Source organism: Exiguobacterium sp. s122 (assembly GCF_018618475.1).
Taxonomy (GTDB): Bacteria; Bacillota; Bacilli; order Exiguobacteriales; family Exiguobacteriaceae; genus Exiguobacterium; species Exiguobacterium himgiriensis.
The window spans coordinates 38,856-57,379 of record NZ_JACSMD010000002.1 but is presented as its reverse complement, the minus strand read 5'-3'; the positions used below and the strand labels follow the sequence as shown (position 1 = coordinate 57,379).

The following is an 18,524-nucleotide window of genomic DNA, read 5'->3' as shown; positions in this document are numbered from 1 at the left end:
AAATCAAACGGGTACATCTTCATATCATTCGACGTCTGTGCCTTTGTTTTCCTGCCTGGAGACGGTAAAGTAATAGTGAACGAATAATGGAGAGGGCGATGAACGTGAAAGGAATGGGCTTGAGTCTCGTACTCGCGCTTGTGCTCTGGTGGATAGACGCACCGGTTTGGACGATTGTTGCGGCGGTCGTACTCGGTCTCGCCTGGCTCGTCTGGCGAAAGCGACTAACGACGATTGACCGCATTGATCGTATGGACGGGCGTGAGTTCGAATTGTTTTTAGAGGACGTGTTCCATGCGCTCGGCTACAAGGTGACCGTCACACCGGCATCTCGTGATTTTGGCGCCGACTTATTGCTTGAGACACCGGACGGTTGGTCGATCGCCGTTCAAGCAAAGCGTTACGAGAAAGTCGTTGGACTCGAGGCAGTCCAACAAGTGGCGGCGGCGGTCCCATACTACGGCGTAAACGAAGGCTGGGTCGTGACGAACTCGTCTTATACGGATAGCGCCTATGAATTGGCGGCACCAAATCAAGTTCGTCTGATTGCAAGATCAGAGCTTGAACAACTGCTAAAGGAAGCGGGATTTAAGCGCTAAGGCAGGCCGTTTTCACATGTTTGTCAAGATGACGGATTGTGTCGAATAAAAAGGGGTTGTCTTTTTGTTCAAACGGTGCAATAATCATCTTCGTCATATGAAATATGTAGTAGTTGAACAGAGAGATTCGGCTACACGAAACAACTTTGGGGTTTCACAGAATGACCAACCGAACAAATAGAAAATTCGTGGTTGGAACGTATTAGGAGGAAAAGCGGTGCGCAAATTAATTTATGTAAAAGGTTGCGTCTTTACGCAAGGCGAGGCAACCATTTATGACGAGACAAACGATGCGATCGGATCTGTTCACCGCGACGCGGAAGGCAGTGTCCAAGTGCACAATTTGTCTGGACGACAAATCGCTCTCGGGAAGTATATCCCGAACTGTCAGAAATGGGTCGTCATGAACCATGACGGGCAAGCGATTGGTCAATTGAAAGACAAATTCTCGTTATTCGGGAAAAAGTGTGAGTACAACGTCTATGAACGCGGACTCTATACGATTCAATACGATGTCGAGCGTTATAAGTTCAGTGTGCGCGATAAGGCGGGCAAGTTAGTCGCGGAACTTCGCAAACATGAAGACGACAGCTTCTGTTTGACAAAAGAAGCAGACCAACTCTCGATGTTTGAACTATTGTCGGTCTTAAAGACACTGAGCGTCAAATCACGGATGCCGCTTGCGGTTTCCGTTTAATCGTAACAAGGAGCACCAGCCTAAGGTTGGTGCTTTTCTGTACGCAAAAACCGCTCCATTACATGAAGCGGCTCAAATAGTGTTTCGCCTCAAGCTCAAGTGTCGTGACGCGGTGCGCGTAAAGACAGAGCTTCAAGACGTGAATGATGTTCGGATGAGAATGTCCCATCTTCTCGACCGAGCGTTTCGCCCGGGTATCGAGCAAATCGATTGGACTCGTCGACTTCGCGTATTCGGCGTATAAGCGATAAAAGTCGATTGGGGAGATGAAGTCGTCTTCGTCACGGTCTGGGTTGTTGAAGATAAGTGCGAGCAGCGAGCTCGTCTCTTCGAGCGAGAATAAGTGCTTCAAGTCGTCGAGCAAATAGATGATGGCCGCTTGCTGCAAAGAATACTTTTTGCCGACACGTGGGACGCCGATAATTTTACGGACTTCACGCTTCGTCCAGTTTTGAATCGTCGTTGCCGATAAGTGTTCGCCCGTCAACGTGTTAGCGAGTGCGACGATTTGATTGATAGACAGTCCGTTCTTTTCAATATGAAACAAATGGATTTTACGGAGCTCTTTCGGAAAGTGGTCTCGGACGTCTTCCGGAAATAGGGCGATGGCCCGATCGACGTCCCCAACTTGCATATAGTGAAGGCAGTCCGCCAAAGTTTGAATTGAAGTTGCGTCGCGCATACAGCCACCCTTTCTATAGCCGGCTTCGATCGCCGTCTATACAGTCATTTGACCTCATTCTACCAAATGTTTGAAAAGGAAGCTAGGTTCAGAGCTGATTAAGGTATAATGAAAACGTAGAAAAACTGTAGCTAAAGGTGGTCTATCGATGAATGAATGGGTCAGCTCTATCTTATCAATCGTCATTGTCCTCATTTTCCTCGTCGGACTCGAACAAGTCGGCAAGCGTCTAGGCTGGACGGACGAAACAATTCGGAAAAGTGTACATATCGCGGTCGGACACTGGTCCCTCCTCGCCGTTTGGCTCATGGAGACGTGGTACGTCGCAGCAATCCCGCTCGTGTTCTTCACGTTCGCGAACGCGTTTCTTCTTTATAAGAGTCCGTCACCGGTTCATCAAACCGAGCGGAAATCACTCGGCACCGTCTATTATCCGATTGCGTTGCTCGTCATCTTGTATTTCTTTTTCGAATCAGAACCGATTGCTTTCTTGGCCGGTTCACTCGTCTTAGCATGGGGAGACGGCTTAGCGGCGCTCATCGGACGCAAATACGGCACGGTGACGTATGACTTATATGGTCAAAAGCGTTCGTTCCAAGGCAGTATGGCGATGTTCCTCAGCTCCTATGCCGTTCTCTTTTTATTGTTTTTGTGGGATGATGTTCCACTTTGGCAAGTGGTAACATATGGATTCATTATTTCCATCGTCGCGACGCTAACAGAAGCGATTTCGTATCGTGATTGGGATAACTTTACAATTCCAATTGTCGTCGCTGTTGCCACATCGTTATTGTTGTAAATCATTCACTCGATTGTAAAGAAAACGTTGCTTGTCACTCCCGGCAAACATTTGTATACTGTGATTCGTACTGAAACCATTCAGCAGCGTGCGTCGAAGCGATTCAACGCATTCATTAGATAAAAATAGAACGTAAAGGATTGAGTGAACGCATGAGCTTTTTAAATCAATTATTAACGATTCTCCCAGCCGATCGCGTCAAACAAGACGAGCCCTTGTCGGGACACACGTATACGAAGCTTGGCGGGAACGCAGATTATTTCGTGGCGCCGCACACGTATGAGGAAGTGCAGGCCGTGCTTGAACTCGCACACCGTGAGAGCATGCCGTTCATGATTCTCGGGTTCGGTTCGAACTTGATTGTCCGGGACGGAGGACTCCGCGGGATCGTCTTGAACTTGAATGAGCTGAAGACGATTCGTCGCGAAGGCAATCATGTGATTGCACAGGCTGGAGCGGCCATCATCGATGTGTCGCGCCAAGCGCTCGCGGAAGAACTGTCAGGTCTTGAGTTTGCTTGTGGCATCCCAGGAACGGTCGGGGGAGCGGTCTATATGAACGCCGGTGCCTACGGCGGGGAGACGAAAGACGTGATTGTGAGCGCCGTCGTCTTGACGCCTGAAGGTGAATTGCTCACGCTCACGAAAGAAGAACTCGACCTCGATTATCGCTCGAGTCGCATCGCCACCGAAGGGCTCATCGTGCTCGAAGCGACGTTCGAACTCGAACCGCTCGCGTACGAAGCCATCAAAGAAGTGATGGATGACTTGACGTACAAACGTGAGTCGAAGCAACCGCTCGAGTATCCATCATGTGGGAGCGTGTTTAAACGGCCACCAGGCTATTTCGCAGGCAAGTTGATTCAAGACTGCGGCTTGCAAGGGAAACGCATCGGTGGTGCGGAAGTGTCATTGAAGCATGCTGGGTTTATCGTGAACATTGCCGACGCGACAGCGACCGAATACATCTCCCTCATCCGTCACGTCCAGGCGACGGTGAAAGAGAAGTTCGAGATCGACTTAGAGCCGGAAGTAAAAATCATCGGCGAAGACATCGCCGTCGAGAACGCATAAAAAAGACGCTTGAACGACAATTCGTTCAAGCGTCTTTTGTTTAAGCTTGGAGCTGTTTCGTGACGGCTTCTGAGGCCGGTACGAATGGATACTCGAGGTCACGGGCAACGGCTTCATACGTGACCGTACCATCGATGACGTTCAATCCTTTGAGGAGCGCAACGTTTTCACGGAGCGCTGAGAAGACGCCTTTTTGTGCGCACTCGATAATATACGGCATCGTCGCGTTCGTCAAACCGAGCGTCGATGTGCGTGGGACGGCGCCTGGCATGTTCGCGACCGCGTAGTGCTGAACTCCGAATCGTTCGTATGTCGGTGCGTCATGCGTCGTGATATGGTCAATCGTCTCACAAATCCCACCTTGGTCGATGGCGACGTCGACGATGACTGAGCCCGGCGACATCTGTTGAACCATTTCTTTCGTCACGAGTTTTGGAGCTTTCGCGCCCGGAATCAACACAGCGCCGATGACAAGGTCACTTTCAGCCACTTGTTTAGCGATGTTGTAGCTGTTTGAGATGAGCGTGTTGATCGTATTGCCGAACTGATCATCGATTTGACGAAGACGGGCTGGACTAATATCCATGAGCGTCACGTTTGCACCGAGGCCGATGGCGATGCGAGCTGCGTTCGTTCCGACGACCCCGCCGCCGATGACGGTCACGTTTGCGCGCGGGACGCCAGGGAGACCAGATAAGAGAATGCCTTTTCCGCCGTGCGGTTTCTCTAAGATCTGTGCCCCGATTTGAGCAGCCATTCGGCCAGCAACTTCGCTCATCGGTGTGAGGAGCGGGAGCGTCCGATCAACTTCCACCGTCTCATAGGCGATTGCCGTCATCCCTGAGTCGACGAGTGCTTTCGTCAATTCAGGTTCTGCCGCCAAATGGAGGTACGTGAAGAGGGTTAAATCACGACGGAAGTAACGATATTCTGACGCTTGCGGCTCTTTTACTTTGAGCGCGAGTTCCACATTGTTCCATACTTCGCCTGCCGAATCGACGATCGTCGCACCGGCATCCACGTATTCCATGTTCGAGAAGCCGCTCCCCACGCCAGATTCTGTCTCGACTAATACCTCATGCCCGAGTTCCGTTAACACAGATGCTCCCATCGGCGTCAGTGCGACACGGTTCTCGTTGTTTTTAATTTCTTTCAATACCCCGATTTTCATGATCCGTTCCCCTTTCAAGTCCTTGACACAATTTGTTCACACTTCTAGTATAGACCGTTCCGAAAACGCTGTCTTTATCCCACATTCTAAAAACGAAGACCTTCACCTTGTGAAAAAACACAAAGTGAAGGTCGCGTGTCTCAACGGTATTGGTCGGCTTTAATCGCCAAATAAATGGTGGCCCGGTCAGGGAGCGATGCCCGCGTAATTTGCGTCAATTCTTCAATCCGTCGCACCCGGTACAAGACCGTGTTCGGATGGATGTGAAGATGGGCAGCAACCTGTTTCACGTTCCCGTCAAAGTAAAAGTACCACTCAAGTGTCGTCACAAGCTCGGTCTGATAAGTCTGGTCGTACGCTTTGAGTCGTTCGAGCGTCGGATGTGTCTCAAGGCGAAGCGTGATGCGTCGGGCGAGGTCGGGGACGAGTTGATAGATTCCGATTTGTTCGAACGCCCGGGCGTCCCTCAATTCAAGTGGGAATTTTCGTCGCAACGAAGTGACACGGCGCGCTTCCTCCGCAGCAGAATAGAGCATCTCGCTTTCAAAAAAACGACGACTGATCCCAAGGGTCGGTGTGGCCTCCGGGAACTTGTCTCGTAATAATGTCTCGAACCGCTCGGCCCACTCGAGAAGCATGCCTTCTTCCTCCGCTAACTCTGTTTTCATATAGTGCCAGACAAGCAACTGTTGTCCATCAATCGCTTGCAGGACGACCTCGATGGTTTGCTGGGTTGCCAGTGCATAGAAGAGTCGTTCAGCAAATTGTGGGGTAATCGGTTGTAGACAGTCGATGACTGTCAATCGACTGGCCACGGCAATCGGTGCGAGTTCGTCCAATCGTTCCTGATTGGATGGACTGAGGTTTGGTGTCGCTAACACATCCAAGAAAAACCGTTCGAGCTCGGCATCGATCCGGCGTTCGTGCATCGCGATCGTCATGAGTAACTTCTTGGCAATGGAAGCCCCTTCTTTTAAGACGGTCAGTTCTTGTTCCGAGAACGGCGTGGGTCGGGCCAAACTCCAAATATAGCCGAGCACGTCGTCGTGCTGTTTAATGACGATGGCCGCCCGTTCGCCTAGCCCGACCGCGAGTCGTGCCGGAATGACGACAGGGTCGTCGCTGTCGATAATTTGTCGCAACATCCCACTCTCCCATAAGTCTTCGATGACCGTCTCCGGGACACGGCGACCGATAATGGTCGCGATGCGAGCCGGATCGGTCGAGTCGGGATGGGTGCTATAGGCGAGCAACTGGTGATGGCGGTTCTCAATCGTGATTGGTGCACGAATCGCTTGGCCAATCGCTTCGGCGAGCGTGTCGAGCGATTCATAGGACTTCTGCAAAAAAGGCATGTCGATTCCTCCTCTCTTTTGAGTATACCGTCTCTGTTGTGAAACTTCACAAAAAGATGGGGAGAAGGAATGGACATGCCTGTTTAATTAAATTGGGAAGAAGAAACCGACGACAAGACCGAGCAAGGCACCGACGATGACTTGGAACGGGGTATGGCCGACGAGTTCGTTCAAAATTGGCGTCTCATGCTTGATTCCTTTGAAATAATCGTTTAAAAGGCGCGCCTGGAATCCGACCGCTTGGCGGACACCGGTCGCGTCGTACATGACGATTGTCGCAAAAATCAAGGCGAGGGCGAACATGCTGGAGTCAAGCCCTTCCATTCGTCCGATTACGGTCGCGAGCGCGACGACGGTCGAAGAGTGGGAGCTCGGCATGCCGCCTGAGGCGAACATGATTTGCAGTTCGAAGTCTCTCGTTTTAATGAGTTCTGTCACAAGTTTGGCTGCCTGCGCGATGAACCACGCGAGGAGGGCAGCGAGTAAAGGTTCGTTAAACAGCATCAATTCACTTCCCGTCTGACAATGGTATCTTCACTATACCCGATATAACGTCACCGTAGACGTAAAGATTTCGTCAAAAAAAGCGCCAGTGGCGGAAGCCATCTGACACTTTCTGGTCGATTTTTGTTACCCGACGACGCCTTCAGTTTCCTGAAGTTTGTCCGCGATATTCTCAATGATATAGCGGTTGCGTGGATGCTCTTGACACTCTTTTGAGCATGAGCGCATTTGTTTTGGCTCACACTCTTCACAACAGAAGTGCTGGGCATTACACACCGGGTTGGCACAATTAACGTATCGGACCGTCTTTGTTCCGCAGTGCATGCACGCAGAGACGATCGACGGGTTGACGGCGTTAACCGGGACGTTGATGCGCTCGTCAAAGACGTAAAGCTCACCTTCCCAGTCTTCGCCTTTTGTCGCCTCGTCTTTTCCGTACATGACGACGCCACCTTTTAAGTGGAAAATGTTGTCGTGACCTTGGTCACGCATATATGCTGTAAATTTCTCGCAACGGACCCCTCCGGTACAATACGTGAGAAGGGTTTTCCCTTCGTACAGGTCTTTATTCGCTTCCAGCCATTCCGGCATGTCGCGTGAAGCCTCTACATCGATTTTGATCGCATTTTTGAAATGGCCAAGATCGTATTCATAGTTGTTTCGAACGTCAAGAATGACCACATCATCGCGATGCATCATCTCTTTCCATTCTTCCGGTTCGAGGTATGCTCCGTGTTGCTTCGGCACATCAAACTCGCCGTCGAAGCGCCACGTCACGAGCTCTTTCTTATGACGAACAAAAATTTTCGAGAACGCATGCTTTTCGACTTCATCGATTTTGAACTCGATGTCATGGAATAGTGGGTTCGCTTTCAAATCGTTCATGTATTGCTCGGTCTGTTCCCACGTCCCAGAGCACGTCCCGTTGATTCCTTCCGCAGAAATCAAAATCCGTCCTTTGATGCCGAGGTCCTTGCAATACTTCAGGTGCTCTTGTGTGAGCGCTTCTGGGTCTTCGATGTTGACGTACTTATAGTACAGCAAGACCCGCATTGGTTTTGTTTCCATTTGTGTTACTCCCCTGTGTTCAGTTTTTTGCAGGAAAACGAACGTTGGGTTGTGTCGTTCGACGAACGGACTTGCCTGCAACCACAAGTCCATATTATATGATAGATATCACAGCTACTTTTCGCAAATATTTTTTGATTTTTTTTAAGGCAGGCAGGGGGAAGTGTCCGCTAGCACGAATTCGGGTACAAAGCAGTAATGAAAGCCGAAGGTGGAAATCGATATGCTGACATCACTCCAACAATATATTTTGAACTTGATTGAATGGTTGCAGGCGCTTCCGGGTGGGCCTTGGGCCGGGCTCGGGGCACCCTTCTTAGAAGCGATTTTTCCGTTTCTCCCGCTTGTCTTAATCATTTCAGCCAATGCGGCGACATACGGCTTTTGGCTCGGGACGTTATTGTCCTGGGTCGGTAGCTTGCTCGGGACAATTCTCGTCTTCACGGCCGTTCGTTACGTTTTCCGAAAACCGATGACGCGGTGGCTCGAGAAACATAAGCAAGGGGTCTATTGGCTCGAACGGATTAATCATATGAGTCCAATCTCACTCGGGTTTCTCTATTCACTCCCGTTCATCCCTGTTAGTTTGATCACGTACTTACTCGCCTTGATTCAAATGCCGCTTCGGACGTTCATTTTAGCGGCTGGATTCGGTAAACTGCTCGTCGTATTGATTTTCTCGGTCATCGGTGATCAATGGGAAGAGTTCATCCAAAGTCCGTTCCGTCTGTCGATGCTCGGATTATTGCTCTTCGTCCTATGGGCGATCAGCCGCGGACTCGAGGAACTGCTCAAACGCCGGGCCTTTAAAAAACGAAACGAACAGCTCAAGCAGGAACTTGAGGCAAAACGAACGACCCTTTGAATGCAAAGGGTCGTTTTTGGTCAGGCTTTTTTCTTAAAGCGCGGGAAATTGAACGCAATGGCGAGTCCGCCGCAGATGAATAAGAGGAACGGGTAGAACATGAACGGAACGAGCGCAGGGGAGGCGGTGTTCGTCAACTCGGCGGCGATGAGGAGCTGTGCCCCGTAAGGCAGGAGCCCTTGTACCCCACACGAGAAGATGTCGAGCACGCTTGCCGACTTTTTCCGCTCAATCTCATACGTATCGGCAATGTTCGCTGCGAGCGGTCCCGCGACGAGAATGGAGATTGTATTGTTGGCCGTGGCGACGTTCGTCGCACTGACAAGTCCGGCAATACTCCACTCAGCGCCAGCACGTCGCTGAATCCGCGAAGTAAGGGCGTCACGCAAGTAGGTGAGTCCGCCGTTGTGAGAGATTAGACCGACAAGCCCGCCCATGAAGAGCGTCAAAATTGAAATCTCGGCCATCCCAATCATGCCGTCCGCCACGGCCGTGACGAACGCAGTCACCGACAAGCTACCGTCAAGTAGACCGATGATGCCGGTCAACACGATGCCACCAAGCAAGACGAGAATGACGTTCAACCCAATCAAGGCGAGGGCGATGACGGCGAGATACGGAATAAGTTTATACCAGTCGAACGAAGCAATCTCGACAGAAGACACTGTGCCACTCGATAACGTGGCAAGGAGAACCGTCGTGATGATGGCGGCCGGCAAGACGATCCAAAAGTTCGTGCGGAATTTGTCGCGCATGTTCGTCCGTTGCGTTCGGACGGCGGCAATCGTCGTGTCAGAGATGAACGACAAGTTATCCCCAAACATGGCGCCACCGACGACGGCTGCCGCGGCGATGGCGATATTGACGCCGCTCTCTTCGTGAATCCCGAGTGCGATCGGGGCAAGGGCGGCAATCGTACCGGTCGATGTCCCCATCGCCATCGAGATGAAGGCGGCGATGACGAACAGCCCGCTCAGTAGAAGCGAAGGCGGGAGCAACGTGAGCGCCGCGTTGACGGTCGCATCAATCGCTCCAATCTCACCTGCGACGTTCGAGAACGCGCCGGCAAGAAGGAAGATGAAGATCATGATGATGATGCCTGGGTTTCCGGCGCCTTGGGCAATCCGTTCGACTGTTTGCGTGACGCTACCTTTCGTCATCGCGGCCGCGACAATTAAAGCGATGAGCGCCGCGATGAGTACCGGGAACTTATAAAAGTCGCCGTAGAAAATGCCGGCCCCGATAAAGAAGGCGAGAAAGACGAGTAAGGGCAAGAGTGCCCATTTGTTTGCAGTTGGTTGTTCCAATCGTTTCACCTCATTCATAAAATAAAAAAGAGAGCCCTTCGAAAAAGGCTCTCTCCCATGTAAGAAGCGCCTTTTTCATCTTTCAAGCACGTGCTTGCTGGATTTGGCACAGGTTCCCCGCTGCCGAGACGTCACAGGGCCAGTCCCTCGGTCTCTCTTGATAAAAAAGTCGGATAATTAAGTTATAAGACACGTTCCCTAACCTATCTGTTTCGAACCGGTTTGTCAATAGAAAATCCCTATGCGTTTCGCATAGGGATAGGTTAGGTCGTTAAATATTGATAATGGGCGACTCGGTTACGACCGGCATACTTGCCCCCGACGTAAAGCGCCCGGTCGGCGTTTCGAATCGTATCGTCGAGCCGCTGATCCCCGAATGATCGAATCGTGTCGACCCCGATCGAGGCGGTCACTTGGATGTCGATGCCGTCGACGTGGAACGGTGTCGCTTCAATCTTTTGACGGATACGCTCGGCAATCTCGACGGCTTGGTCCGTGTCGCAATGGTTCAAGAGGAGAATGAACTCTTCGCCCCCGTAGCGAGCCGCAAAATCTTCGTTCCGCAGCGCCTGACGAATCCTACGACCAAACTCTTGGAGGACGCTGTCACCGACCTGATGGCCGTGTGTATCGTTGATTTTTTTAAAGAAATCGATATCGAGCATAGCGACGGAAATGGGGTACATCGATCCATCTGAAATTTGTTGGATGCCGTACTCGTAAAACGCCCGTGCGTTGGCAAGAAGCGTTAGACTGTCCGTCCGGCTCTCGGTGTACAAGCGGTCTCGTTCATGACAGCGGCTAATCGTCCGATTGAACGATTTGAGCAGCTTGACGATTTCACGCTGGATGATGAGCGGATAGCCGTAAGCGTGCTCCCCTGTCATGACGAGCCATGTGCGAATGCCTTCGATTTCCTCGGAACGGACTGAGATAAAACTATGATAGTCGTCATGGAACTCTTCGGATAATGGAGTGTCCCATTCAAACCGCATCTCGTACTCGACGGACGTTTCGAAAGGATGCGACGTTTCGAGTAAGTCGAACACGCGGGGCCGTTCGATTGGTTGGCGTGTCTTCAAGTCGAAGTAGAGGGAGCGATCGAACAAGGTGAATTCGACGAAGCCAGCGTCATATTGATTCAATCGTTCGCATTGGCTTAAAAACACTTCGATCGCTTGGGCTTCACTTTGTGACAAGGAGACGGCCTCTTTCGCCTCATCGTATTGTTCGATGAGCGATTTGAACGCATCTTGTCGACCTTTTTGGATCAACAACCGTTTGATGAAAAACGTCAAAGCGGCGGCGATGCTACTGACGACAAGCAAGTTCGTCTCGCGGAAAAAGGAAGCGGCCAAAATAAAGACGATACTGACGATATACGTGTAAAATGCGATGCTCAAAAAATCACGGACGGGCACATCGACACGGAACCACCAACCGACTTGATACTTTTGAATGACCGTGTTCACGATGATGGCGAGAATCAGGCCAGCGAGCGGGAGGAATGAATCCTGCGTATAGAAACCGAGACCGGTCTGTCCTCCAAGCGCCAAGTAGACACCTGCCGGGATGGCGAGCTCTAACAGAGAGGTGATCGCGTTCCATGGATACGTGAAACGGAAGCGTCGGAGCGCGACGCGCGGCTTCAAGTTGACGAACTGGAAGACGAGCAAGCCGATTTGATTGACGAACAGTGCCGTCTCGAAATCGAAGAATAAAAAGATAATGAGGACGATACTTTCAGAAAATGTGAAATAGACGCCTTTTCGCTCGATTGAGTCCATTTGGAAGATGATGACGAGTAACGCAATCAAGATGAACGGCAACGGCTCAATCGCCGGGACATTCAATACGCCTGTCGCGAACAACGTAATGGTCAACAGAAGAAAGAAACTCCAAATACTCCAACCGAGGGCGGACATCTTAAGGAAATGGTTCATGGCCCCTCCTACTGTGGGAAATCGATGATGTATCGTAAAAATTCGGCATGATGAGGCGACAGTCCTGCCTAATCCTCATCATGGCGGAATTCTAGCATTGAGTCTACAGGAATTATCCTCTATAATGAAATTGCTTTTCAACCACATAGACGAAAGTCGATGAAAAAGAGAGTAACGATTGTTAAGTCAACAAAGCGACCTAGGGATTGGTGAGAGCCTAGGCTGACAGACATCGCGAAACGCACTTTTGAGATGCTACCTGAAGCGAGTAGGCGTAGCCGGGGGACCCCCGTTATCACCGATAAAGCGGTCTGCGTGAAGCAGGCAAGAAGAGTGGTACCGCGGGCCATCCCGTCTCTTTGCATCTGTGCAAAGGGCGTTTTTTTTATGTTGTGAATGAAGATGAAGGAGGAAATAAAATGAGTTATGAACGTAAGTATGCGGAAGCCTTATCCCGTGTCATCGGAGACGAACTGACCGTCGACCAAATCGAGGATTTGATTGAAAAACCAAAACACGAAGCACACGGAGACCTTGCCTTCCCTTGTTTCCAACTCGCGAAAGCGTACCGGAAAGCACCCGTCATGATTGCGAACGACATCGCTGGCGAATTAAAAGATGAATTGTTCACAAAAGTAGAGGCGGCAGGTCCTTATGTCAACGTCTTCTTGAGCCGTGACGTCGTCTCCCAAGAAATCATCAATACGGTAATCGAGGAAAAAGCGGATTATGCGACGCACGCGACTCGTAACGAAACAATCGTAACGGACTTCTCGTCACCGAACATCGCCAAACCGTTCTCGATGGGCCACTTGCGCTCGACCGTGATCGGAAATGCGATTAACCAAATCGCGCGTAAAAACGGATACGATGTCGTCGGTGTCAACCACCTCGGCGACTGGGGCACGCAGTTCGGCAAGCTCATGGTCGCCTACAAGAAGTGGGGGGACGAAGAAGCAGTACGTGCCAACCCGATTGCGGAGCTGTTGAAATTATACGTTCATTTCCATGAAGAAGCGAAGACGCAACCTGAACTTGAAGACGAAGGCCGCGCTTGGTTCAAAAAACTCGAGGACGGAAACGAAGAAGCGACCGAGCTTTGGCAATGGTTCCGTGACGAGTCACTGAAAGAGTTCCAAAAAGTATACGACCTACTTGGTGTCGAGTTCGATAGCTTTAACGGCGAGGCGTTCTATAACGATAAAATGGATCGGATCGTAGCCATGCTTGAAGAGAAGAATCTTCTTGTCGAGAGTGAAGGGGCGATGGTCGTCTCACTCGAAGACGAGAACTTGCCACCGTGCTTAATCAAGAAAAAAGACGGTGCAACGCTTTATGCGACGCGTGACCTCGCGGCAGCCGTATATCGTCATGAGACGTACAACTTCGTCCAAGCGAACTACGTCGTCGGTGGCGAACAGGCGCTTCACTTCAAGCAGCTGTTCTCCGTGCTCCGTAAACTTGGCTGCGACTTCGTCGATGGGATGCACCATGTCCCGTTCGGCTTGATTTTGCAAGAAGGGAAGAAGATGTCGACGCGTAAAGGTCGCATCGTCCTCCTTGAGGAAGTGTTGAAAGAGGCGATTGAAAAAGCGCAAGCAAACATCGCCCAGAAGAACCCGGAACTTGCGAACGCGGACGACGTGGCGCGCATGGTCGGTGTCGGTGCGGTCATCTTCCACGATTTGAAGAACGAGCGCATCAACAACATCGAGTTCGACCTCGATAGCATGCTCAAGTTTGAAGGGGAAACAGGTCCGTACGTGCAGTATACGAACGCACGCGCGAACTCGCTTCTTCGTAAAGGGAATTACGACGGATCGACCTTTACCGGTGCGGACGACGATTACACATGGGGTGTCGTGACGATGCTTAACGCCTTCCCACATGTGATCACACGCGCCCACGAGCGTCGTGAACCATCAATCATCAGCCGCTACGTTCTCGATTTGGCACAAGCGTTCAACAAGTACTACGGCCACGTCCGTGTCTTGGAAGAAGACGCCGGCAAACAGTCGCGTCTCGCCCTCGTCAAAGCGGTGACGATTGTATTGACAGAAGGACTCCGGTTGATTGGGGTTCAAGCACCAGAAGAAATGTAAGCATGACAAAAGGGACCTTTTCTCGAGGTCCCTTTTCTTATGCCTTCATCCGTGTCACGGTCCGTGCTTCGGTATCGTACAAACACCATTCCCGATCGAAAATGATCGCGCCGACGTTGATCACGTAGCGTTTCTTTTTCAATTTGAACGGCGTCCCAATCTCCCAAGGTAACGAGCGACCTTTTCGGTAAATGCCGGGGATATGACTGTGCCCGATAAAGACGAGCGGATATTTCCCTTTGGCGATGATGGGTTCCCAATCCTCGTTCCATTTCACTTGATGACCGTGCAAAAATAGCGCCTCATCGAGTGTCGTCTGTTCCGGCAAGAGCGCGATGCGCGTCTTGATCGGGTGCGCCACGACGAGGACTTCATCGATTCGTTCCTCTTGATTGCCACGCAGGCTCGGGAACGTGAGGAGCGCCTCATAGTCCGGGTCGTACGTGACGACATCTGCCACGTCATGGAAGCGTTCATTCCGCCGCTTTTTGCCGATATGGCACTCGTATAAGTCGCCGAGACAGAGAATGTGTTCGGTCTCGCGCCGGACGGATTCGAGGACGGCTTTCAAATCAGCGAACGAACCGTGTGGGTCACTGATGATGGCGAGTTTCATCGGTAATTCGTGAACTGGGCGTCGACCGACAACTCGAGGTCGCGAACGAGTTGCATGACGGCCTGCAGGTCATCGCGCGACTTGCCCGTGACGCGGATTTGGTCGTCTTGAATTTGTGACTTCACTTTCAGTTTCGATTCTTTAATGGCGTTGTTGATTTTCTTCGCGTCATCTTTGTCGATCCCACTCTTCAACTTCACGCGTTGACGGACGGTGCCGCCGAGGGCGCGCTCGACTTTTTGATAGTCGAGGTTTTTCGTTGGGACGCCACGTTTAATCATCTTCGTGATGAGGACGTCTTTTAATTGCTCGAGTTTATAGTCGTCATCTGAGACGAGGACGAGGTCCCCGTTTTCAAGCGACATCTCACTCTTTGAGCCTTTGAAGTCGTAGCGGTTCAAAATTTCTTTTTCAGCGATTTGAATCGCGTTTTTTACTTCTTCGAGGTTCATTTCTGACACGATATCAAAAGAATTGTCTTTTGCCATGTTTCATCCATCCTTTATAAGGGTTTTGTTATAATGATAGCAGATTTGAAGTAGTGAAGGAGTGAAAGAATGGAACGTACTATCGATCAACAGACAAATGTAGATTTAGACCATATGGCTTATCACGGGAAAGACCTCGGGGTGACGTTTAAAGGCGATGTGATTCGCTTACGCGTCTGGTCCCCTGTCGCAAACAGCATGACCGTCAAACTTTTCCGGACGGCAAAAGCCCGTAAGTTCGAGCGAATGGAGCTTGAGCGCGCCGAGAAAGGGACGTGGGTCATCGAGTTAGACCGGGAAACGTTCGAAGGACAGTTTTACGTGTTCGAGGCGGACGTCGACGGCAAACGTGTTGAGTCGCTCGATCCGTATGCGAAAGTCGTCGGTGTGAATGGCAAGCGCGGTGCCTTGCTTGACCCGTCGTCGCTCCAACCGGACCATTGGGTGAAAGAACGACCGCTCTTCCACTCTTCGCAAGAAGCGGTCATCTATGAAGCGCACGTCCGTGACTTGACGAGCCATCCGGATAGCGGTGTCCTGCATCGCGGTAAATTCCTCGGGCTGACGGAGGTCGGCACGAAGACGCCGAACGGTTACCCGACTGGCCTCGACTACATCACTTCGCTCGGCATTACGCACTTGCAGCTCATGCCGTTCTTTGACTACGGCTCGGTCAACGAGGCGAAAGAGAGTGAAGATAACTACAACTGGGGCTATGACCCGGTCCACTATTTCGCTGTCGAAGGCTCATACGCCTCGTCTGCGGACGACCCGGCCGCTCGGATTATCGAGTTGAAGGCGATGATTCAAGCACTTCATGACCGGGGCATTCGCGTCATCATGGATGTCGTGTTCAATCATACGTATGACGCGTTGACGACACCACTCGGTCAGTTCGTACCGGACTATTATTACCGGTTGAACGAAGACGGCACGCTCGCAGACGGTTCAGGTTGTGGCAACGACACGGCGTCGGAGCGGGCGATGATGCGAAAGCTCATCGTCGAATGCGTCACGTATTGGGCGAAAGAGTTCATGATTGACGGATTCCGTTTCGACTTGATGGGACTGCATGACGTCAAGACGATGAACCAAGTTCGCAAAGCGCTCGACCGCGTCGACCCATCGATTCTCGTCATCGGAGAAGGATGGGACCTCGATACGCCACTCTCCGTACGTAAAAAAGCGAATCAACATAACGCCCGGAAGATGCCGCGCATCGCCCAGTTCAACGATGGGATTCGAGATGGCGTCCGGGGTGACGTCTTCATCGAGGACTTACCAGGCTGGGTGAGCGGCAACCTCGACATGACGGCTGATGTGAAACGCGGCATCGCCGGCGCGGTCACGAGTCAAAGTTTTGCCGATGAGCCGAACCAAGTCGTCAACTACGTGGAGTGCCATGACAACTTGACGCTTTGGGACAAGCTTGCCGTGACGAATCCAGACGATGACGATACGACCCGCCGTCGCCGTCACCGACTCGCGACGTCAATCGTACTACTCGGACAAGGCATCCCGTTCCTCCACAGCGGACAGGAATTCTTCCGCACGAAAGACGGGGACGAGAATAGCTTTAACTCTGGAGAAGTCGTCAACCGATTGGACTGGAGTCGAGCCGAAGTCGAGACGCCGAGCGTCGAGTACGTCAAAGGCTTACTCAGTTTGCGCAAACAGTACCCGTTGTTCCGCCTCGAGAATGCGGAGCAGATTCGAAAACATCTTCGCTTCTTCGATGAGGAAGAAGGTGTGATTGCCTATGAGTTACACCGCCACGTCGAAGGGTATGTGGAACGTCACCTCGTTTACCATAACGGACTCGAGGAAGCGGTCGACGTGAAATTGCCTTCTGGAAAGTTTGAAGTGAACGTGGAAGATCATACGGTCAATTTGACGGCGCCGCGTCTCCTTGAAGACCGACACGTGACGATCGCACCCCTTTCGACGCTTGTCGTAACAGAACGCCGTCCGGATTACAGCAAGTATGCGGTCGCCGGTGGGGCAGCGCTCGCGCTTCTTGGTCTCTGGTACGTCACGAAAAAACGAAAGAATAAACAAAAGTAAGCATAAGAAAAGGAGACGTCATTCCGTCTCCTTTTCATCATGTGACTTGGCTTCGTTTGCTTCGAGTTGCATCATTTTTTGGACGAGGATGTGTCTTGGCATATGCATCAGTTCCTCGAGCGGTACGTTTAATTTCTTGGCAAGTTCGACCGCGGTCTCAGGTGATAGTTGAAGTGGGCGCATTCGCTCCCTCCTTTCACTCCATTCGTTACCGTCAGTATACAGCAAAACGGGATAGAATGAGAATGTGTTCGCGGAACACATTGAAAATCGTCAAACGGTTCGGTCGTTGCTAAGCTTAAACTAGGAAGTGATCAAATGTACAAACAAGTCGCAGACTATCAATTTCATCAGACAGTCGAATGGTTAGAGCGTGTCGGTGGAGGATGGATGTTGTATTTGGCGCAAACCGGTTTTCTATTTTTTGACGAGACGTTTCAAATCCAATGGAAACTCGCGTGGGAATGGACGCCGTGCGCACTTTATATAGAGCCACATGGAAAGAAAGCGGTCGCGATGTTCCGCGATCTGCAAACATACGGAGTCCTTGACCTCAAAGCGGGGACAATGGAGTCCCATCCGATACCACGCGTATTTCACGAGGATTGGTTCAGTAATTTATCGCATTGGAATGGGCATGATTTATTTTTATACTCGGCAGAATCGGATATTGTCGCAGTCAATGTTCAGGACAAGACGTTCCGTTACAGTCGTTACGAAGAAGTCCCGACGTTCGGTGCCGTCATCGACTTGGCTTATCAGCCGGATTATGACTTTGAACGCTTCACGGCGCCGGGTCTTGTCACGTTGTATGATGAATTGAATCGACGCTTTCTCGTCGAGGACGTCGTGGCGAAGGAACGGTGGGTCATCCCGTATGGCGGGGAACGTGATACGGTTATCGTCGACCAAGTCGGAAAGACGACCGCCATTACGTCGGAGACATCGTTTCAGTTGTTTGATCGAGAGCACGAACGGTTTTCTTCTGACGTGTGTGTCGAAAACACATTGTTAAAAGTCATGCTATTAGACGAATCGGGAGATCGACTCGTCGTGTTGTCAACGCCGCGCCGCTTTTGCCATAGCTGGATTCAAGTGTTCGAGCGTTGACGTTCCTGAGCCTCATTCAAGGTTCAGGAATTTTTTATGGAGACTCTGATGAAAGACCGTCAAAACGGGAAGAGTCTTGTG

Annotated in this window: 18 protein-coding genes, 1 riboswitch and 1 other annotated feature; of the genes, 8 read left to right on the top strand and 10 right to left on the bottom strand. The window is 51.1% G+C overall.

The genetic code is table 11. From position 1 onward, the window contains the following. Window positions 1-98: 98 nt before the first annotated feature. Together KNP92_RS11000 and KNP92_RS10995 are read left to right on the top strand one after the other, a co-directional pair. Window positions 99-599 carry a restriction endonuclease gene (locus KNP92_RS11000; protein ID WP_251136557.1) on the top strand — a complete coding sequence of 167 codons (501 nt, stop codon included), beginning with the start codon at window positions 99-101 and terminating at the stop codon, window positions 597-599. A 217-nt stretch (window positions 600-816) separates the two neighbouring features. After that, entirely contained in the window at window positions 817-1,296 is a 480-nt protein-coding gene (locus KNP92_RS10995; RefSeq protein WP_034816745.1) for an LURP-one-related family protein, read from the top strand. A 58-nt stretch (window positions 1,297-1,354) separates the two neighbouring features. Here KNP92_RS10995 and KNP92_RS10990 read toward each other — a convergent pair whose 3' ends face one another. Then, window positions 1,355-1,978 carry a DUF1836 domain-containing protein gene (locus tag KNP92_RS10990; RefSeq protein ID WP_214840458.1) on the bottom strand — a complete coding sequence of 208 codons (624 nt, stop codon included), beginning with the start codon at window positions 1,976-1,978 and terminating at the stop codon, window positions 1,355-1,357. A gap of 148 nt (window positions 1,979-2,126) precedes the next feature. Here KNP92_RS10990 and KNP92_RS10985 point away from each other — a divergent pair, with 148 nt between their 5' ends. After that, complete coding sequence (locus tag KNP92_RS10985) at window positions 2,127-2,777, top strand: diacylglycerol/polyprenol kinase family protein (RefSeq protein WP_214840456.1); 651 nt, start codon at window positions 2,127-2,129, stop codon at window positions 2,775-2,777. Between the two features lie 152 nt (window positions 2,778-2,929). Beyond that, on the top strand, window positions 2,930-3,850 hold the full coding sequence (murB, locus tag KNP92_RS10980) for a UDP-N-acetylmuramate dehydrogenase (protein ID WP_214840454.1): 921 nt from the start codon (window positions 2,930-2,932) through the stop codon (window positions 3,848-3,850). A gap of 40 nt (window positions 3,851-3,890) precedes the next feature. Here murB and ald read toward each other — a convergent pair whose 3' ends face one another. The 4 genes from ald to trhO form a co-directional block, all read right to left on the bottom strand. After that, entirely contained in the window at window positions 3,891-5,021 is a 1,131-nt protein-coding gene (ald, locus tag KNP92_RS10975; protein ID WP_214840452.1) for an alanine dehydrogenase, read from the bottom strand. 140 nt (window positions 5,022-5,161) lie between these two features. Continuing rightward, window positions 5,162-6,376, bottom strand: coding sequence for a PucR family transcriptional regulator (locus KNP92_RS10970; RefSeq protein ID WP_214840450.1), 1,215 nt, complete (start codon window positions 6,374-6,376; stop codon window positions 5,162-5,164). An 87-nt stretch (window positions 6,377-6,463) separates the two neighbouring features. Further along, entirely contained in the window at window positions 6,464-6,880 is a 417-nt protein-coding gene (locus tag KNP92_RS10965; RefSeq protein ID WP_214840449.1) for a divergent PAP2 family protein, read from the bottom strand. 126 nt (window positions 6,881-7,006) lie between these two features. Beyond that, entirely contained in the window at window positions 7,007-7,948 is a 942-nt protein-coding gene (trhO, locus tag KNP92_RS10960; RefSeq protein ID WP_214840448.1) for an oxygen-dependent tRNA uridine(34) hydroxylase TrhO, read from the bottom strand. A gap of 223 nt (window positions 7,949-8,171) precedes the next feature. Between trhO and KNP92_RS10955 the strand changes: the two genes are divergently transcribed. Beyond that, window positions 8,172-8,813 carry a TVP38/TMEM64 family protein gene (locus KNP92_RS10955; RefSeq protein ID WP_214840446.1) on the top strand — a complete coding sequence of 214 codons (642 nt, stop codon included), beginning with the start codon at window positions 8,172-8,174 and terminating at the stop codon, window positions 8,811-8,813. Between the two features lie 20 nt (window positions 8,814-8,833). Here the strand turns inward: KNP92_RS10955 and KNP92_RS10950 are convergent, their stop codons facing one another. Together KNP92_RS10950 and KNP92_RS10945 are read right to left on the bottom strand one after the other, a co-directional pair. Next, window positions 8,834-10,120 (bottom strand): Na+/H+ antiporter NhaC family protein, encoded by a 1,287-nt coding sequence (locus KNP92_RS10950; RefSeq protein ID WP_376778114.1) that lies wholly within the window; start codon window positions 10,118-10,120, stop codon window positions 8,834-8,836. A 72-nt stretch (window positions 10,121-10,192) separates the two neighbouring features. After that, a riboswitch (SAM riboswitch) is annotated at window positions 10,193-10,287 on the bottom strand. A 96-nt stretch (window positions 10,288-10,383) separates the two neighbouring features. Further along, the gene (locus KNP92_RS10945) at window positions 10,384-12,063 is read right to left on the bottom strand and encodes a GGDEF domain-containing protein (RefSeq protein WP_251136556.1); all 1,680 of its coding nucleotides are present in this window, start codon (window positions 12,061-12,063) and stop codon (window positions 10,384-10,386) included. Between the two features lie 150 nt (window positions 12,064-12,213). Next, window positions 12,214-12,425: a binding site (T-box leader), on the top strand. 57 nt (window positions 12,426-12,482) lie between these two features. On the opposite strand from KNP92_RS10945, the gene argS reads away from it, so the two are divergent. Then, window positions 12,483-14,165: an arginine--tRNA ligase gene (argS, locus tag KNP92_RS10940; RefSeq protein ID WP_214840442.1), complete on the top strand. Its 1,683-nt coding sequence runs from the start codon at window positions 12,483-12,485 to the stop codon at window positions 14,163-14,165. 37 nt (window positions 14,166-14,202) lie between these two features. Here argS and KNP92_RS10935 read toward each other — a convergent pair whose 3' ends face one another. Further along, complete coding sequence (locus KNP92_RS10935) at window positions 14,203-14,781, bottom strand: metallophosphoesterase family protein (protein WP_214840440.1); 579 nt, start codon at window positions 14,779-14,781, stop codon at window positions 14,203-14,205. Continuing rightward, window positions 14,778-15,269 carry a YajQ family cyclic di-GMP-binding protein gene (locus KNP92_RS10930; RefSeq protein WP_034804297.1) on the bottom strand — a complete coding sequence of 164 codons (492 nt, stop codon included), beginning with the start codon at window positions 15,267-15,269 and terminating at the stop codon, window positions 14,778-14,780. The genes KNP92_RS10935 and KNP92_RS10930 overlap by 4 nt, the downstream gene beginning before the upstream one ends. A gap of 69 nt (window positions 15,270-15,338) precedes the next feature. On the opposite strand from KNP92_RS10930, the gene pulA reads away from it, so the two are divergent. After that, entirely contained in the window at window positions 15,339-17,333 is a 1,995-nt protein-coding gene (pulA, locus tag KNP92_RS10925) for a type I pullulanase (RefSeq protein WP_214840438.1), read from the top strand. 18 nt (window positions 17,334-17,351) lie between these two features. On the opposite strand, the gene KNP92_RS10920 is transcribed toward pulA, so the two are convergent. Next, the gene (locus KNP92_RS10920) at window positions 17,352-17,516 is read right to left on the bottom strand and encodes a YycC family protein (protein WP_214840436.1); all 165 of its coding nucleotides are present in this window, start codon (window positions 17,514-17,516) and stop codon (window positions 17,352-17,354) included. Window positions 17,517-17,651: 135 nt separating this feature from the next. Here KNP92_RS10920 and KNP92_RS10915 point away from each other — a divergent pair, with 135 nt between their 5' ends. Next, the gene (locus tag KNP92_RS10915) at window positions 17,652-18,443 is read left to right on the top strand and encodes a hypothetical protein (RefSeq protein ID WP_214840434.1); all 792 of its coding nucleotides are present in this window, start codon (window positions 17,652-17,654) and stop codon (window positions 18,441-18,443) included. The last annotated feature ends 81 nt before the right edge of the window (window positions 18,444-18,524 follow it).

What these genes read in the sequence shown, in the direction of transcription:
- KNP92_RS10985 (WP_214840456.1), top strand. Translation starts at nt 2,127, where the DNA reads ATGAATGAATGGGTCAGCTCTATCTTATCAATCGTCATTGTCCTCATT.
- KNP92_RS10970 (WP_214840450.1), bottom strand. Translation starts at nt 6,376, where the DNA reads ATGCCTTTTTTGCAGAAGTCCTATGAATCGCTCGACACGCTCGCCGAA.
- trhO (WP_214840448.1), bottom strand. Translation starts at nt 7,948, where the DNA reads ATGGAAACAAAACCAATGCGGGTCTTGCTGTACTATAAGTACGTCAAC.
- KNP92_RS10955 (WP_214840446.1), top strand. Translation starts at nt 8,172, where the DNA reads ATGCTGACATCACTCCAACAATATATTTTGAACTTGATTGAATGGTTG.
- ald (WP_214840452.1), bottom strand. Translation starts at nt 5,021, where the DNA reads ATGAAAATCGGGGTATTGAAAGAAATTAAAAACAACGAGAACCGTGTC.
- KNP92_RS10930 (WP_034804297.1), bottom strand. Translation starts at nt 15,269, where the DNA reads ATGGCAAAAGACAATTCTTTTGATATCGTGTCAGAAATGAACCTCGAA.
- KNP92_RS10965 (WP_214840449.1), bottom strand. Translation starts at nt 6,880, where the DNA reads ATGCTGTTTAACGAACCTTTACTCGCTGCCCTCCTCGCGTGGTTCATC.
- KNP92_RS10920 (WP_214840436.1), bottom strand. Translation starts at nt 17,516, where the DNA reads ATGCGCCCACTTCAACTATCACCTGAGACCGCGGTCGAACTTGCCAAG.
- KNP92_RS11000 (WP_251136557.1), top strand. Translation starts at nt 99, where the DNA reads ATGAACGTGAAAGGAATGGGCTTGAGTCTCGTACTCGCGCTTGTGCTC.
- KNP92_RS10990 (WP_214840458.1), bottom strand. Translation starts at nt 1,978, where the DNA reads ATGCGCGACGCAACTTCAATTCAAACTTTGGCGGACTGCCTTCACTAT.
- KNP92_RS10945 (WP_251136556.1), bottom strand. Translation starts at nt 12,063, where the DNA reads ATGAACCATTTCCTTAAGATGTCCGCCCTCGGTTGGAGTATTTGGAGT.
- argS (WP_214840442.1), top strand. Translation starts at nt 12,483, where the DNA reads ATGAGTTATGAACGTAAGTATGCGGAAGCCTTATCCCGTGTCATCGGA.
- KNP92_RS10915 (WP_214840434.1), top strand. Translation starts at nt 17,652, where the DNA reads ATGTACAAACAAGTCGCAGACTATCAATTTCATCAGACAGTCGAATGG.
- pulA (WP_214840438.1), top strand. Translation starts at nt 15,339, where the DNA reads ATGGAACGTACTATCGATCAACAGACAAATGTAGATTTAGACCATATG.
- KNP92_RS10935 (WP_214840440.1), bottom strand. Translation starts at nt 14,781, where the DNA reads ATGAAACTCGCCATCATCAGTGACCCACACGGTTCGTTCGCTGATTTG.
- murB (WP_214840454.1), top strand. Translation starts at nt 2,930, where the DNA reads ATGAGCTTTTTAAATCAATTATTAACGATTCTCCCAGCCGATCGCGTC.